This is a genomic window from Sphingomonas sp. R1, from assembly GCF_025960285.1.
Taxonomy (GTDB): domain Bacteria; phylum Pseudomonadota; class Alphaproteobacteria; order Sphingomonadales; family Sphingomonadaceae; genus Sphingomonas.
On record NZ_CP110111.1, the window covers coordinates 805,793 to 820,474 of the forward strand.

At 69.3% G+C, this 14,682-nt stretch carries 16 protein-coding genes; 11 read left to right on the forward strand and 5 right to left on the reverse strand.

The window, feature by feature from the left end:
• Window positions 1-5 precede the first annotated feature (5 nt).
• The 6 genes from OIM94_RS03900 to OIM94_RS03925 all read left to right on the forward strand — a co-directional run bounded on the left by OIM94_RS03900 (window position 6) and on the right by OIM94_RS03925 (window position 5,418).
• Window positions 6-644, forward strand: coding sequence for a phosphoribosylanthranilate isomerase (locus OIM94_RS03900; protein ID WP_264608804.1), 639 nt, complete (start codon window positions 6-8; stop codon window positions 642-644).
• On the forward strand, window positions 641-1,870 hold the full coding sequence (gene trpB, locus OIM94_RS03905) for a tryptophan synthase subunit beta (protein ID WP_264608805.1): 1,230 nt from the start codon (window positions 641-643) through the stop codon (window positions 1,868-1,870). Before OIM94_RS03900 ends, trpB begins: the two co-directional genes overlap by 4 nt.
• Window positions 1,867-2,679: a tryptophan synthase subunit alpha gene (gene trpA / locus OIM94_RS03910; RefSeq protein ID WP_264608806.1), complete on the forward strand. Its 813-nt coding sequence runs from the start codon at window positions 1,867-1,869 to the stop codon at window positions 2,677-2,679. Before trpB ends, trpA begins: the two co-directional genes overlap by 4 nt.
• Window positions 2,676-3,536: an acetyl-CoA carboxylase, carboxyltransferase subunit beta gene (accD, locus tag OIM94_RS03915; protein WP_264608807.1), complete on the forward strand. Its 861-nt coding sequence runs from the start codon at window positions 2,676-2,678 to the stop codon at window positions 3,534-3,536. Before trpA ends, accD begins: the two co-directional genes overlap by 4 nt.
• Before the next feature lie 57 nt (window positions 3,537-3,593).
• Window positions 3,594-4,910, forward strand: coding sequence for a bifunctional folylpolyglutamate synthase/dihydrofolate synthase (locus OIM94_RS03920; protein WP_264608808.1), 1,317 nt, complete (start codon window positions 3,594-3,596; stop codon window positions 4,908-4,910).
• A 76-nt stretch (window positions 4,911-4,986) separates the two neighbouring features.
• Window positions 4,987-5,418, forward strand: coding sequence for a DUF6628 family protein (locus tag OIM94_RS03925; RefSeq protein ID WP_264608809.1), 432 nt, complete (start codon window positions 4,987-4,989; stop codon window positions 5,416-5,418).
• Window positions 5,419-5,422: 4 nt separating this feature from the next.
• On the opposite strand, the gene OIM94_RS03930 is transcribed toward OIM94_RS03925, so the two are convergent.
• On the reverse strand, window positions 5,423-6,745 hold the full coding sequence (locus tag OIM94_RS03930; RefSeq protein ID WP_413716389.1) for an MFS transporter: 1,323 nt from the start codon (window positions 6,743-6,745) through the stop codon (window positions 5,423-5,425).
• Window positions 6,746-7,208: 463 nt separating this feature from the next.
• On the opposite strand from OIM94_RS03930, the gene OIM94_RS03935 reads away from it, so the two are divergent.
• Both OIM94_RS03935 and OIM94_RS03940 read left to right on the forward strand, forming a co-directional pair.
• Window positions 7,209-8,402, forward strand: coding sequence for an aromatic ring-hydroxylating oxygenase subunit alpha (locus OIM94_RS03935; RefSeq protein ID WP_264608810.1), 1,194 nt, complete (start codon window positions 7,209-7,211; stop codon window positions 8,400-8,402).
• Window positions 8,403-8,429: 27 nt separating this feature from the next.
• The gene (locus OIM94_RS03940; RefSeq protein WP_264608811.1) at window positions 8,430-8,561 is read left to right on the forward strand and encodes a hypothetical protein; all 132 of its coding nucleotides are present in this window, start codon (window positions 8,430-8,432) and stop codon (window positions 8,559-8,561) included.
• A gap of 6 nt (window positions 8,562-8,567) precedes the next feature.
• Here OIM94_RS03940 and OIM94_RS03945 read toward each other — a convergent pair whose 3' ends face one another.
• Complete coding sequence (locus tag OIM94_RS03945) at window positions 8,568-8,999, reverse strand: response regulator (RefSeq protein WP_264608812.1); 432 nt, start codon at window positions 8,997-8,999, stop codon at window positions 8,568-8,570.
• Window positions 9,000-9,108: 109 nt separating this feature from the next.
• Between OIM94_RS03945 and OIM94_RS03950 the strand changes: the two genes are divergently transcribed.
• Both OIM94_RS03950 and rsmD read left to right on the forward strand, forming a co-directional pair.
• Window positions 9,109-10,596 carry a pseudouridine synthase gene (locus tag OIM94_RS03950; protein WP_413716377.1) on the forward strand — a complete coding sequence of 496 codons (1,488 nt, stop codon included), beginning with the start codon at window positions 9,109-9,111 and terminating at the stop codon, window positions 10,594-10,596.
• Window positions 10,596-11,135 (forward strand): 16S rRNA (guanine(966)-N(2))-methyltransferase RsmD, encoded by a 540-nt coding sequence (gene rsmD, locus OIM94_RS03955; protein WP_264608813.1) that lies wholly within the window; start codon window positions 10,596-10,598, stop codon window positions 11,133-11,135. Before OIM94_RS03950 ends, rsmD begins: the two co-directional genes overlap by 1 nt.
• Window positions 11,136-11,139: 4 nt before the next feature.
• Here rsmD and OIM94_RS03960 read toward each other — a convergent pair whose 3' ends face one another.
• Window positions 11,140-12,402, reverse strand: a complete 1,263-nt coding sequence (locus OIM94_RS03960) for an MFS transporter (RefSeq protein WP_264608814.1) — start codon at window positions 12,400-12,402, stop codon at window positions 11,140-11,142.
• A 129-nt stretch (window positions 12,403-12,531) separates the two neighbouring features.
• Between OIM94_RS03960 and OIM94_RS03965 the strand changes: the two genes are divergently transcribed.
• On the forward strand, window positions 12,532-12,705 hold the full coding sequence (locus OIM94_RS03965; RefSeq protein ID WP_264608815.1) for a hypothetical protein: 174 nt from the start codon (window positions 12,532-12,534) through the stop codon (window positions 12,703-12,705).
• A 62-nt stretch (window positions 12,706-12,767) separates the two neighbouring features.
• Here OIM94_RS03965 and OIM94_RS03970 read toward each other — a convergent pair whose 3' ends face one another.
• Together OIM94_RS03970 and OIM94_RS03975 are read right to left on the reverse strand one after the other, a co-directional pair.
• Entirely contained in the window at window positions 12,768-14,411 is a 1,644-nt protein-coding gene (locus tag OIM94_RS03970; RefSeq protein ID WP_264608816.1) for an inorganic phosphate transporter, read from the reverse strand.
• A 63-nt stretch (window positions 14,412-14,474) separates the two neighbouring features.
• Window positions 14,475-14,642, reverse strand: a complete 168-nt coding sequence (locus OIM94_RS03975; protein WP_264608817.1) for a hypothetical protein — start codon at window positions 14,640-14,642, stop codon at window positions 14,475-14,477.
• Between the last annotated feature and the right edge of the window lie 40 nt (window positions 14,643-14,682).

Sequence of the window (14,682 nt, forward strand, 5' to 3'; positions counted from 1 at the left end):
CGCACATGCCCGCAACTGCGAAAATCTGTGGCCTGTCCACGCCCGAGACGCTCGATGCCGCCGTGGCCGGTGGCGCCAGCCATGTCGGCTTCGTCTTCTTCCCCCCCAGCCCGCGCCACCTCGGCTTCGACAAGGCAGAGGGGCTCGCCGCGCGCGTGCCGGGGCATGTCGGGCGCGTCGGGGTGTTCGTCGATCCCGACGATGCGCTGCTCGATGCCGCCATCGCCGCCGGCCGGCTCGACGTGATCCAGCTCCACAAGGTGACCCCCGAGCGCGCCGCCGCCGTGAAGGCACGTACCGGTCGCGAGACCTGGGCCGCACTCGCCGTGAAGACCGGCGCCGATCTCGCCCCGGCCGCCGCGTTCCGGGGCGCCGCCGACCGCCTGCTCTACGACGCCAAGGCCCCCGAGGGCGCCAAGGTGCCCGGCGGCACCGGGCTGCGCTTCGACTGGACCCTGCTCGACGGTTTCGCCCATCCCCTGCCCTGGATCCTGTCCGGCGGGCTGGACGCCACCAATGTCGGCGAGGCGATCCGCGTCACCGGCGCACGCCTCGTGGATGTCTCTTCGGGCATCGAGACCGCCCCGGGCATCAAGGATGTGGACAAGATCGCCGCTTTCCTTAAAGCCGTGGCCCGATTATGACCGCACCAAACTCCTTCCGCGCCCAGCCCGACGACCGCGGGCATTTCGGCCAGTTCGGCGGACGCTTCGTCGCCGAGACGCTGATGCCGCTGGTTCTCGACCTGGAGCGCGAATACATCGCCGCCAAGGCCGATCCCGCCTTCCAGGCCGAGTTCGACGACTTGCTCGAACATTATGTCGGCCGTCCCAGCCCGCTCTACTATGCCGAGCGGCTGACCGAGGCGCTGCGCGAGAACGCGCCCGAGGGCATGGGCGCCGAGATCTGGTTCAAGCGCGACGAGCTCAACCACACCGGCGCGCACAAGATCAATAACTGCATCGGCCAGATCCTGCTCGCCCGCCGCATGGGCAAGACGCGGATCATCGCCGAAACCGGCGCCGGCCAGCACGGCGTGGCGACCGCCACCGTCTGCGCGCGCTTCGGCCTCCCGTGCGTCATCTACATGGGTGCTACCGACGTCGCGCGGCAGCAGCCCAACGTGTTCCGCATGAAGCTGCTCGGCGCCGAAGTGGTGCCGGTCACCAGTGGTGCTGCGACGCTCAAAGACGCGATGAACGAGGGCCTGCGCGACTGGGTCGCGAACGTCCACGACACCTTCTACATCATCGGCACCGCCGCCGGCCCGCACCCCTATCCGGAGCTGGTCCGCGACTTCCAGTCGGTGATCGGTCGCGAGGCGCGCGCGCAGATGCTGGGGCGCACCGGCAAGCTGCCCGACCTGCTCGTCGCCGCAATCGGCGGCGGATCCAACGCGATCGGCCTGTTCCACCCGTTCCTCGACGATGCCGACGTCCAGATGCTCGGCGTCGAGGCGGCGGGCGAAGGGCTGGAGAAGCGCCACGCCGCCAGCCTCGCGGGCGGGTCGCCGGGTATCCTCCATGGCAACCGCACCTATCTGCTGCAGGACGAGGACGGCCAGATCACCGAGGCGCATTCGATCTCGGCCGGTCTCGACTATCCGGGCATCGGGCCGGAACACGCCTGGCTGCGCGACATCGGCCGCGTGGAATATACGTCGGTGACCGACACCGAGGCGCTCGATGCCTTCCAGCTGCTCTGCCGCACCGAAGGCATCATTCCCGCGCTCGAGCCGAGCCACGCCATCGCCGCGGTGGCCAAGATTGCCCGCACCATGCCGCGCGACAAGGTGATCCTCGCCAATCTCTGCGGTCGCGGCGACAAGGACATCTTCACCGTCGCCGACGCGCTGGGAGTGCAGATGTGACCCGGCTCGCCAACGCCTTTGCCCGCGCCGCCGAGCAGGGCCGCGCCGCGCTGGTGACCTTCGTCACCGCCGGCGACCCTGCGCCGAACGCAACCGCCGCGATCCTCGACGCGCTCGTTGCGGGCGGGGCCGACGTGATCGAGCTCGGCATGCCGTTCACCGATCCCATGGCCGACGGCCCGGCGATCCAGGCAGCGAACCTGCGCAGCCTCGCCGCCGGCACGACCACGGCAGACGTGCTCGCGGTCGCCACCGCGTTCCGCGCGCGCCATCCCGAGGTGCCGCTGGTCCTGATGGGCTATGCCAACCCGATGACGCGCCGCGGGCCGGAATGGTTCGCGCAGGCCGCGCGCGAAGCGGGCGTCGACGGCGTGATCTGCGTCGACATCCCCGCCGAGGAAGACGACAGCCTGGGCGAAGCGCTCCGCGCCGCCGGCATCGGCAATGTCCGCCTCGCCACGCCGACCACCGACGCCGCCCGCCTGCCCGCGGTGCTGGAGGGGGCTTCGGGGTTCCTCTATTACGTGTCGGTCGCCGGGATCACCGGACTGCAGCAGGCCGCCACCGCCTCGATCGAAGCCGCGGTCGCCCGCCTCAAGGCAGCCACCGACCTGCCGATCGCGGTCGGCTTCGGCGTCCGCACCCCCGAACAGGCTGCCGCCATCGGCCGCGTCGCCGACGGCGTGGTCGTCGGCTCCGCGATCGTCGAGCTGGTCGGCCGCCACGGCGCAGATGCGGGCGAACCCGTCCGTGCCTATATCGAGTCGCTGAAGACGGCGCTGGTCGCCGCACGCAAGGAAGTCGCATGAGCTGGATTACGCGCGTCCGCAACGCGCTCGCCTATGTCACCACCCGTGGCGAGGAGAGCCCCGACAATCTCTGGCACAAGTGCAAGGGATGCGGACAGATGGTCTTCATGAAGGAGTTCGAGGACAATCAGAATGTCTGCCCGCACTGCGATTTCCATGATCGCATCGGCGCGACCAAGCGCTTCGAGCAGCTGTTCGACGACGGCGCCTACAAGCTGCTGCCGAGCCCCAAGGTCGCCGAGGACCCGCTGAAGTTCCGCGATTCCAAGCCGTATACGGCCCGGATCAAGGCGGCGCGGGCGAACACCGGCGAGCAGGACGCGTTCCAGAACGCCAGCGGCACGATTCACGGCCACAAGGCGGTGATCGGCGTGCAGGACTTCGCCTTCATGGGCGGATCGATGGGCCAGGCGGTCGGCGAGGCGTTCATCGCCGGCGTCGAGACCGCGATTGCGGCACGCGCGCCGTACATCGTCTTCACCGCCTCGGGCGGCGCGCGCATGCAGGAGGGCATCCTCAGCCTGATGCAGATGCCGCGCACCACCGTGGCGATCGAGATGCTGCACGATGCCGGCCTGCCCTATATCGTCGTGCTGACCGATCCGACCTCGGGCGGCGTGATGGCGGCCTATGCGATGCTGGGCGATGTCCAGATCGCCGAGCCGGGCGCGACCCTCGCCTTCACCGGCCGCCGCGTGATCGAGAACACGATCCGCGAAAAGCTGCCCGACGATTTCCAGACCAGCGAATATTATCGCGACCACGGTCTGGTCGACATGGTGACGCACCGCAAGGAACTGCGCGACACGCTGGGCCAGCTGATCGGCCTGCTCTGCGAGGCCCGCGCGGCGGCGTAATGCGTCAGGGGATGTGCAACCGGTTTGCGCTCCCCTCCCGCTTGCGGGAGGGGAACGGTGGCTGACTTCGCTCGCTCCACCGATCCCGCCGTCCAGGCCCAGCTTGACCGGCTGACCCTGCTCTCCCCCGGCGCCGATATCCTCGGCCTCGGGCGTATCACGCGGCTGCTGGCGCGCGTCGGCGACCCGCATCTCCGCCTGCCGCCGGTGCTCCACGTCGCCGGCACCAACGGCAAGGGATCGACCTGCGCCTTCCTCCGCGCCGCACTCGAGGCCGCGGGCCTGCGCGTCCATGTCTATTCCAGCCCGCATCTCGTCCGCTTCAACGAAAGGATCCGCCTCGCCGGCACGCTGATCGACGATGCCGTCCTCGCCCCGCTGCTCGCCGAAGTGCTCGACGCCGGCGGCGACATCGGCGCGAGCTTCTTCGAGGTGACCACCGCCGCCGCCTTCCTCGCCTTCGCGCGCACCCCGGCCGATGCCTGCGTGATCGAAGTGGGCCTCGGCGGGCGGCTGGATGCCACCAATGTGGTCCTCGCGCCGATCGCCACCGGGATCGCGCAACTCGGCATCGACCATCAGGCGTTTCTCGGCGACACGCTGCCGCAGATCGCCCGCGAAAAGGCCGGCATCGCCAAGCCCGGCGTGCCCATGGTGACGATGCGCTACGAACCAGACATCGCCGCGGTGATTGAGGCCACAGGCGCCCCCGTCTTCGCGCAAGGCACGGCCTGGGACTATGCCGTGGCGGGCGACCACCTCACCTACCGCGATGCGCAAGGCACGGTGGAGACGCCGCTGCCCGCACTGTCCGGCCCCCACCAGCCGGGCAACCTCGCGCTCGCGATCGCCATGCTGCGGCACCAGACCGTGCTTGCCCTCCCCGATGCCGCGCTGGCTTCGGCCGCAACCCGCGCCCGCTGGCCGGCGCGCATGCAGCCGCTTGGCCAGGGCGCGCTCACCGCGCTGCTGCCCCCGGAGTCAGCCGTGTGGCTCGACGGCGGACACAATGCCGCAGCGGGCGTGGCGATCGCCGGGACGGTGGCGAGCATCGCGGCGGATCGGCCCTGCCATCTCGTGCTCGGCATGCTCGCCAACAAGGATCCGGAAGGCCTGCTGGCCGAGCTTGCGCCACGGCTCGCCAGCGCGGTCATGGTACCCATTCCCGGCCATGCGCATCATGCGCCCGACGACCTCGCTGCCCGCGTACGGGCTCTGGGGGTGCCCGCGGTGTCGACTGCCGAGGATGTCCCCGCCGCGCTGCGCGCGCTTGCCGGCCAGCTTCCCGGGCAGCCGCCTGCGGCCGTGCTGATCCTCGGCTCGCTCTATCTCGCGGGTGTCGTACTCGCCGCGAACGGGGAATTGCCCGACTGACCGCACGCCACTCTTATTGCGATTGACTATTAATAACAGAACGGCATGATTGCTCCGACGCCCATCGGAGAATCACATGCAGCCGTCCGTCCAGACCCTCGTCACCGCCCTGCCCCAGCTCCAGCCCGAGGATCCCGGTGTGCGGCTGCTGCTGTTCGGCGTCCGCCAGACCGGCGCGAACGGGCTGCACGATGCGAGCACCGCGCACGCCTTCCTGGTCGCGTTCGGCAAGGCCTTTCGCCGCCCGCTGATGCTGCTGCGCACGCTGATGCACGAGATGTCGGGCATGGCGACCGGCCCGGTGCAGATCGCGCCCTGGTGCTGCCCACGCATGACCGCTTCCGAAGCCGCGCTGGTCGGCGCGCTCGGGAAGGTGCGCACCAACCCGCAGGCCGCCGCGCTGCTCCTCGCGGACCTGATCGGCGTCCGCGACGCGACCGGACTGCTGCCGACCGCGCACGCGCTCGCGCAGAGCTTCGCCGATCTTGCCCTGCCGCTGGAACCCTGAGGCGTCAGTGATCCTGCCCGGCGCTGCCGATCGATCGATCGACCAGCCCGCTGCGCATCATCCACCAGTAGAGCGCGACACCGGGCAGCGCGATGAGGGTGGTGAACAGATAGAATTCCACATAGCCCATCGCCTTGATCAGGCTGCCCGCCGTCGTGCCGGTGATGAACCGGCCGACGATGCTCGCCCCCGCCGAGATCAGCGCATATTGCGCGGCGGTGAAGCGCAGGTCGGTCAGTGCGGAGAAATAGGCGATCACCACCACCCCGCCGATGCCGCTGGCGACGTTCTCGAACCCGATCGCGCCGGCCATGCCGAGGTTGGAATGCCCCGCCGCCGCGAGTGCCGCGAAGCTGAGGTTGGAAACCGCCATCAGGATCAGGCTGACCATCACCGATCGCTTCATCCCCATCCGCGCATACATCATGCCGCCCAGGAAGATGCCCAGCATATAGGCGAGGAAGCCGAGCGAGACGTCGTAAAAGGCGATCTCGTCGTTCGAGAAGCCGAGATCGTTGAACAGCAGCCGGAAGGTGAGATTGGCGAGCGTGTCGCCGATCTTGTGGACCAGGATGAAGGCGAGCACGATCAGCGCGCCTTCGCGAGCGAAGAACTGGACGAACGGCCCCCAGATGCCCGCCGCGACCGTCGCGATGCTGCGCCGTTCGGCGGGCGCGCGGTGGCGCTCGGGCTCGCCGACGATCAGGCCGGTCAGGATCGCCGGCAGCGCGAACACGGCGCAGGCGGCATACCCCGCCGTCCAGCCCGCCTGCCCCGCCACCACCAGCGCGATCGCGCCCGCCGCAACCGAGCCGATCCGCCAGCCATATTGCGACATGCCCGAGCCATAGCCGAGCTCGTGGGGCTGGAGGACCTCGATCCGGTAGCCGTCGATGACGATGTCATAGGTGGCACCCGCCGCGCCCATCAGCACCGCGGCCGTCACCGTCGGCCAGATGTTCGCCGGATCGGGGACGACCAGCGCGAGGTTCACCGTGGCCGCGACGACCAGCACGCCCGCCACGATCAGCCACGAGACGCGCTGTCCCAGTCGCCCGAGGATCGGAATCGGCACGCTGTCGACGATCCACGCCCAGAGAAACTTGAAGTTGTACACCAGGATGGCAAGCGTGAAGGCGGTGACCGTCGACTTGTCGATGCCGGTCTGCGCCAGCCGCGTGGTGAGCGTCGCGCCGATCATCGCGAAGGGGAAGCCCGAGGATATGCCGAGCGCGAACGACGCCAGCGGCCCCCTGGCGAAATAGGGCCGCACGCCATCGGGCAGGTCCGCGCGCCAGTCCGCCGGCGCTGCCGCGCGGCCCAGCAGCAACGCGCCGACAAAGGCGATCAGCGCCGCGCCACCGCCCCAGTCCAGCGTCAGCACCGCGCCGCCGAGCGACTTGGGGGGCGAGAACAGCATGAACAGCACCGCGAGCACCAGCAGCGCCGCGCCGACCAGGCTGCCGGCGACGAGCAGGCTCGCGCCGCCCCGCCGACGCCAGACGACGCTCCCCGCCAGTGCCAGCACCAGGGCCAGCAGCCCGAGAAGGAAGGTCATCGACGGAGCAAGGGTCGCGGCCCCGTCGGTCCAGCCCGTGGCAAAGCCGAAACCGGGCACGGCGGCCCTGTCAGCAACCCGCGCCCAGGGAGCGGCGAGCAGCGCGAGGCCGACGACGAGCGCCAGCTGGGCAAGGACATAGACGGTGCTGGCGCGGCCGCCTGCCGCGATGGGGGCTTGTTCGTTGGGCATGGAAGGCGGAAACTAACCGAAAATTCGGGAGAGGATAGCCATGAACGCACCGACGCAAGGCCAGCGCGCGCTCGCGGCGATGCTGGCGCGGGGCGGCGACACGGGCACGGGCCCGATCACCCATGTCGACGCGAGCGTCTACACCCGTCCCGAACGCTTCGATGCCGAGCGCAGGCGGATCTTCGATCACGCGCCGCTGGTCCTCGCACCCTCCGCGCTGCTTCCCGAGCCCGGCATGGCGGTGCCGCATGACGGGTTCGGCAAGCCGCTCCTCCTTACGCGCGACAAGCAAGGCCAGGCGCACGTCTTCCTGAACGTCTGCCGGCATCGCGGCACCCGGCTGGTGGAGGGCTGCGACACCGTGACAGCGCCGCGGCTCGTCTGCCCCTATCATGCCTGGAGCTACACGCTGGACGGCCGCCTCGCCGGCGTGCCTCGCGCGGAAGCTTTCCCGGGCCTAGACCGGGCCGACTTCGCGCTCCGCCGCCTGCCGACCCACGAAGCCGGCGGGCTTATCTGGTTCGCCTTCGATGATGCGGCGGACTTCGGTCATGCCGATACGCTCGCGCAGGATTTCGCTGCCTTCGATCTCGCCGGCCAGCATTGCTTTCGCCGACGTACGCACCGCGTGCCGGCCAACTGGAAGCTGGTGATGGATGCCTTTCTGGAGAGCTACCACATCCAGCGGCTGCATGCGGGCAGCATCGCGCCCTTTTTCCAGGACGGCATTTCCGCCGCCGACCGGATCGGCCCGCACCAGCGTTCCGCCGTCGGCCGCGCCGCCGGCATCGCCGCGCTCCGGTCGGACGACTGGCCGACACTGCGCGGCGCGATCACCTATACTTACCAGATGTTCCCCGGCGCGGTGCTCGCGGTCAGCCCCGATTACATCAACCTGATGGTGCTCATGCCCCAAGCGGTTGACGAGGTTCTCGTCGAGGACTTCATGCTGATCCCGGAGGCACCCGCCACCGACAAGGCGCGCGACCATTGGGAACGCAGCTGGCAGCTGCTCGACGGCGGGGTGTTCGCGGCGGAGGATTTCCGCGCCTGCGCGCTCGCTCAGCAAGGCCTGGCCGCCGGCGCGATCGATCGCGTCACGCTCGGCACGCTTGAAACGGGGGTCCGCGTTTTCCACGATGCCGTCGATGCGTGGGTTTCGTGCGACAGTTCCCATCAGCCCGGCACGACTCACCCCAATGGGCAGGCTTCTGTTCAGGAAGGGGTGCTATAAGGTCGGGACAGAGCACAGGAGTAACCGATGACCCGTACCCGCACCCGCGCCGCAGCAGCCGCCCCCCAGGCCTCGCCTTCGGAAATGGTCGCGAAGCTGGCGGTACTCGCGTCGGTCTTCGCCTGGGCGGGCGTAGTCGTCACCCTATTCGTCCACTGATCGGCATCATCCTCCGAGAAACAGGCTGAAACTGCCCGGAAGGCGGCGGGGCACTTTGCCGCCTTCCAGCACGGCCTCGATCGCATCGATCGCGAGCAGCAGGTCGCGCTGCGCATAGGGCTTGGCGAGGCAACCCGCCGCGAGCGCGCGGGCATCGGCCGGGCAGTTGCCGGTCACGAACAGCACCGGCACGCCGCGCGCGAACGCCGTCCGCGCCACCTCCACGCCGCTGCCGTCGGCGAGATTAATGTCGGCCAGCACCAGATCGAGCGTCTCGCCGCCATCGACGACGCGAGTCGCATCCGCGACCGAGTCCACCGTGGCAACGATCGTGAACCCCGACTCGCGCAGGAAGTGCTCGGTATCGAACGCCACCAGCGGCTCGTCCTCCACGACGAGCAGATGTTCGATCCGCCGTTTCTTCCTTCCGAACAACATGCTGTTTGGGCCCCCAAATCAACCGCTTGCACAAGCCCGTAACGCGCGAGTCACAAAGTGGCACCGCATAAATTTTTGCTCGTTCCGCCAACATCGCTATATCGCGGCGGTGTCTGACTCCAAACCCACGAAATCCACCAGTGCGCCGCAGCGCATCGCCAAGCTTCTCGCCCGTGCCGGCATCGCCTCCCGGCGTGAAATCGAACGCATGATCGCGGAGGGCCGCGTTGCCCTCAACGGCACGACGCTCGATACGCCGGCGACCATCCTCACCTCGCTGCACGGCGTCACGGTCGATGGCGATCCGGTCGCCGAAGCGGCGCCCGCACGGCTGTTCCGCTATCACAAGGCCGCCGGCCTGCTCACCGCCGAGCGCGACTTTACCGGTCGCCCGACCATCTATGATCGCCTTCCCGAAGGCCTGCCGCGGGTGATGCCGGTCGGCCGGCTCGACCTCAACACCGAGGGCCTGTTGCTGCTCACCACCGATGGCGAGCTCAAGCGCGAGATGGAGCTGCCCGCGGTCGGCGTCGAGCGCACCTACCGTGCACGCGCCTATGGCCAGGTCGGCCAAGAGCAGCTCGAGGACCTGATGCTCGGCATCGAGATCGAGGGCGTCCGCTACGGCCCGATCAACGCGAACATCGAGCGGCGGACTGGCGCCAATCTCTGGATCGAGATGACCCTGACCGAGGGCAAGAACCGCGAAGTCCGCCGCGTGCTGGAGTTCCTGGGCCTGCAGGTCAGCCGCCTGATCCGCACCCGCTACGGCCCCTTCTATCTGAATGACCTGCCCGCCGGCGATGTCGACGAGATCCGCCAGGCTGATCTGATCACCTTCCGCACCGTGCTGGGCAAGCCCGGCGGCGGCAAGGCGGCCTCCAACCTGCAGTTCGCCGTGCGTCAGCGCGCGATCGAGCCGGCGGAGAAGCCGGCCAAGGTCGAGCCCGAAGGCCGTCGCCGGATCGCCAAGCCCGTCCCGGTGGCGAAGGGTCCGGTGTTCACCGCCCGCGCCACGCCCAAGGCCAAGCCGAAGGATGGCGAGGAGCGTCCGCGCACCGGCGGGCGGCTCGGCGTCCGCGAGGGCAGCGAAGGCGGCGTCGGCAAGCCGGCGCGTGCCGCCCGCGCCAAGTCGTTCCGCGACACCCGCGAACCGCGCGCCGGCGATCTGGTCGATCGGCCGCGTGGCCGCCGCGATGCCCGCGGTGAGCAGGGCGCCGAGCGGCCCTGGACCCGCGGCGAGGATGGCGGCGAGCGCGGTCGCGCCGCACGTCCGGGTCGCCCCGGCACGGGCCAGAGCGACCGCAGCCGTGCCGGCCCCGCGCGCTTCGGCGGCGGCGGCGATAGCGAACGCCCGCGCGGTCCGCGCACGGCGCGTCCGGGCGGCGACTCGAGCGAACGCAGCCGGGGTCCGTCGCGCTTCGGCGGCGACGGCGACCGCCCGCGTCCGGCGCGTGGCGAAGGCCCGGCACGATCGGGCGGCGGCGATGGCGATCGCTCGCGCGGGCCCCGCACGCCCCGACCGGGTGGCGGGAGCGGCGGCAACCGTCCGCAGCGACCCGGCGGCCCCGGCCGTCCGCCGCGGGGGCGCGGCTGATGCGGATCATCGCTGGAGACTGGCGCGGCCGGCCGCTCGCCGCCCCCAAGGGCGACACCACCCGCCCCACCGCCGATCGCACGCGTGAGGCGCTGTTCTCGATGCTCGCCTCGCGCGTCGGCAGCTTCGAGGATCTCGCCGTTGGGGACTTTTTCGCCGGATCGGGCGCGCTGGGCCTGGAGGCGCTGTCGCGCGGTGCTGCCTCCTGCCTGTTCGTCGAGCAGGATCGAGGTGCGCTCGACGTGCTCAAGGCCAATATTGCCAAGCTCGGCGCCAAGGGGACCGATGTCCGCCCCGGCTCGGTGCTGGCGCTTGGGCCCGCCCGCGCGCCGCTCGACCTGATCCTGATGGACCCGCCCTATGGCACCGGCGCCGGCATCGTCGCGCTCGACAAGCTGGCGCGGCTTGGCTGGACCGGGCCCGGCACCTGGATCAGCATCGAGACCGGCAAGACCGAGGATGTCGAACTCGCCGGCTTCGTGGTCGATGCCGAACGCGTTTATGGCAAGGCCAAGCTGACGCTGCTGCGCGCCGCCTGAGCGATCAGTGCCGCCGGGTGAGCAGCAGCCCGATCAGGCTGAGCCCGGCGGCGCCTGCCAGATACCAGCCGACCATCCCGATACCGCCACGCTCGACCAGGCTCTGCGCGATCAGCGGGGTGAGCCCGCCGCCGAGAATGCCACCCAGGTTGAAGGTCACCGACACGCCGGTGTAGCGGACTTGCGCCGGGAACAGGCTCGGCAGCCAGCCGCCGAGCGGCCCATAGACGAAGCCCATCACGAACAGTCCGGCGGCGAGCCAGACGAACACGGCGCCCAGCGATCCCGGCACCAGCAGCGCCGGCATCGCCAGCCCCAGCGGGACCATGGCGATACAGCCCAGCGCCAGCACCAGCGTGGCGCCGCGCTTGTCGGCCAGCCAGCCGGCAAGGCCGATGCCGAGCGCCATGAACAGGATCGCGGCGAGCTCCGCGCCGAGGAACGCCGCGCGCGGATAGCCGAGCGTCTTGGTGCCGAAGCCGATCGCGAACAGCGTCGCGACATAGAATAGCGCGAAGCAGGCGACCGTGCCGAGCGTACCCGCAAGCGTGGCGCCGAGATGCTCGCGCAGCAGCACCCCCAGCGGCACCTGCGGCGGCGGGGCATGTTCGGCCGCCTCGACGAACGCGGGGGTTTCGGCGATGCGCAGCCGCACCCACAGGCCTAGGCCGACCAGCGCGGCGCTGGCCAGGAACGGCAGGCGCCAGCCCCAGTCGCGAAACGCCTCGTCGGTCAGGAACGCGCCGAGCAGCAGGAACAGCCCGTTGGCGGCGATGAACCCCACCGGCGCGCCGAGCGGCGGGAAGCTGCCATAGCGATAGGCCCAGCCTTTGGGCGCATATTCCACCGCCAGCAGACTGGCCCCGCCCCATTCGCCGCCCAGCCCCAGCCCCTGGCCGAAGCGGAGCAGGCAAAGCAGCAGCGGCGCGACCCAGCCGATCACCGCATGGCCGGGCAGGCAACCGATCAGCACGGTGGACAGCCCCATCAGCATCAGCGAGGCGACCAGCGTCGACTTGCGGCCGAGCCGGTCGCCGAAATGGCCGAACACCAGGCCGCCCAGCGGCCGGGCGAAGAAGGCGACGCTGAAGCTCGCATAGGCCGCGACCTGCTGCAGCCAGGGCTCCTGCGCGGGGAAGAAGAGCGGGCCGAACACCAGCGCCGTCGCGGTCGCATAGATGTAGAAATCGTAGAACTCGACCGACGTGCCCACCAGGCTCGCAAACAGGATGCGGCGGTGGGACGCAGGTGCTGCGGCATTGGACATGGCGGCGGCTCCTCCCGTCGCCTCCCTCGGGCCAGCCGCCGCGCGGGTCAAGCCGCGTTCAGCGCAGCGACAGTTTCGGCCGGGTATCGAAGCGCCGCTATCGCAGCACCGGAAGTAGGGAGTCGGGATATGCGCGAATCGCCCATCAAGCGTGTGGTCTATGCGGCCTTTTTCAGCCTGCTCGCAGGCGTGCTGGTCGCGGCCTACAACCCCGTGGAGCATGTCAAGGCAGACCTGCGCGCCGATACCAGCGGCGTGCGGACCAGCCTGCATCTCGCGGTCCATGATCTGTTGCACGGCTGAACGAAAAAGGGCGGGGTCTCTGCCCCGCCCTTGGTCCGTCATTTTCCGCGCACGCTTGCCGATCAGGTCAGGCCGAAAAAGCGTACCGCGCTGAGCATCAGCCAGTAGAGTCCGCCCGACAGCAGCATCGCGGCGGGAAGCGTCATCAGCCAGGCCAGCGCCATGTTGCGGATCGTCCGCGCATGCAGCCCTGCTCCGCTCGCGACCGAGGCACCCGCGACGCCCGACGAGAGGATGTGGGTGGTCGAGACCGGGCGGCCGATCATATCGGCGCTCATGATCGTCACCGCCGCGACGATCTCGGCAGCGGCGCCCATGCCATAGGTCATGTGCTGCTTGCCGATCTTCTCGCCGACCGTGACGACGATGCGCTTCCAGCCGATCATCGTGCCGAGGCCCAGCGCGATCGCGACGACGATCTTCACCCATACCGGGATGAAGCGGGTGCCGCGTTCCAGATCGTCCTGATAGGCCTTGAGCGCCTTCAGTTCGGGTTCGTTGAAGCCGACCGGCTTCTTGGTGACGAGCTTGCTGGTGTCGAGCACCAGATACATGTCGTTGCGGACGTTGGAGCTGGCACGCGCGGGCACCTTGCTCAGCGAGCCATAGCTGGAGACCTGGTCGATCAGGCTCGTCGCAATCGCCTCCATCGCGGCATAGACCTTGGGCCCCTCGGCCTTGCGGTGCTGGAGCGCGTCGGTGAGGATCACCCGTGCCTGGGCCGGATCGACCGACACGCCGCCGCTGCGGGCATCGAACAGCGCGCCGGCGGCCTGCGAGTGCTGGACGAACGCCGCGGTCGCGCTGGCGGGCAGCGTGCGGTTGAGCGCATAGGCGGTGGGGGCGCAGCCGATCAGGATCAGCATGATCAGCCCCATGCCCTTCTGCCCGTCATTCGATCCGTGGAAGAACGACACCGCCGTGCAGGTGCCGATCAGCAGGGCGCGGATGCCGCGCGGCGGCGGCGTGTTGCCCGACGGCGCCTCGAACAGCTGCGGCTGCTTGCGGAACACCGCCCGCATCAGCAGCAACAGCAGCATCGCACCGGCAAAGCCCATCAGCGGGCTCCAGAACAGTGCGGAAAACACCTTGGTCGCCTGGCTCCAGTCGACCCCGGCGGTGCCGCCGCGCGAGCCGCTGAGGATCAGCTGGTTGGCAAAGCCGACGCCGAGCACCGACCCGATCAGCGCATGGCTGGAGGAGTTGGGCAGACCGACATACCAGGTCGCCAGGTTCCACAGCACTGCTGCAAGCAGCAGCGCGAAGATCATCGAGAACCCCGCCGCCGAACCGACGTTAAGCAGCAGGTCCACCGGCAGCAGCGTGATGATCGAATAGGCGACCGCGCCGCTCGACACCATCACGCCGAGAAAGTTGAAGAAGCCCGACCAGATCACCGCCAGTTGGGCGGGCATCGAGTTGGTGTAGATCACCGTCGCGACGGCATTGGCGGTATCGTGGAAGCCATTCACGAACTCGAAGCCCAGCGCGATCAGCAGCGCCAGCCCGAGGAAGGCGAACACGCCGAGCGCGAGGGTTTCCCCCGCCTCCCGGGTATCCACAAGGATGCTCCAGCCCGCAAAGGCAAGCCCTCCCATCAGGATCGCGGCGAAGAGCAACTTCGCAACGGGGTGGGTTCTTTCGTTGAATCGGGGACTTCGCGGCAATTCTGCCGTGCTAGCCTGGTCCACTGCGAGCGTCGCCATGATGGTTGAGCCTTTGGGGTTGGCTGATGACAGGATAATGACAGGACTAGGGAAATACGAATTTCAGCGCAGGCATTCGGTGTGCGTGATCCGCACAACCTTGCCGCCCGCATCGCGTTCCTCATGTCGGCCTGCCGTGCACGCCGGCTTCTGCGGCATGGACGCCGAACGCCAGGCGACCACCGCAGCGATGATCGCGAGCGTGAGGACCACCGCGAGCCGCACCTTCAAGCGGCGGGAGGAGTTCGGGACTGTCATGGGTTAATCTCGA

Bases quoted from the DNA above. Each gene is read 5' to 3' on its own strand.
- OIM94_RS03900 (WP_264608804.1), top strand. From the start codon at position 6: ATGCCCGCAACTGCGAAAATCTGTGGCCTGTCCACGCCCGAGACGCTC.
- trpB (WP_264608805.1), top strand. From the start codon at position 641: ATGACCGCACCAAACTCCTTCCGCGCCCAGCCCGACGACCGCGGGCAT.
- accD (WP_264608807.1), top strand. From the start codon at position 2,676: ATGAGCTGGATTACGCGCGTCCGCAACGCGCTCGCCTATGTCACCACC.
- OIM94_RS03925 (WP_264608809.1), top strand. From the start codon at position 4,987: ATGCAGCCGTCCGTCCAGACCCTCGTCACCGCCCTGCCCCAGCTCCAG.
- OIM94_RS03935 (WP_264608810.1), top strand. From the start codon at position 7,209: ATGAACGCACCGACGCAAGGCCAGCGCGCGCTCGCGGCGATGCTGGCG.
- OIM94_RS03940 (WP_264608811.1), top strand. From the start codon at position 8,430: ATGACCCGTACCCGCACCCGCGCCGCAGCAGCCGCCCCCCAGGCCTCG.
- OIM94_RS03945 (WP_264608812.1), bottom strand. From the start codon at position 8,999: ATGTTGTTCGGAAGGAAGAAACGGCGGATCGAACATCTGCTCGTCGTG.
- rsmD (WP_264608813.1), top strand. From the start codon at position 10,596: ATGCGGATCATCGCTGGAGACTGGCGCGGCCGGCCGCTCGCCGCCCCC.
- OIM94_RS03960 (WP_264608814.1), bottom strand. From the start codon at position 12,402: ATGTCCAATGCCGCAGCACCTGCGTCCCACCGCCGCATCCTGTTTGCG.
- OIM94_RS03965 (WP_264608815.1), top strand. From the start codon at position 12,532: ATGCGCGAATCGCCCATCAAGCGTGTGGTCTATGCGGCCTTTTTCAGC.
- OIM94_RS03970 (WP_264608816.1), bottom strand. From the start codon at position 14,411: ATGGCGACGCTCGCAGTGGACCAGGCTAGCACGGCAGAATTGCCGCGA.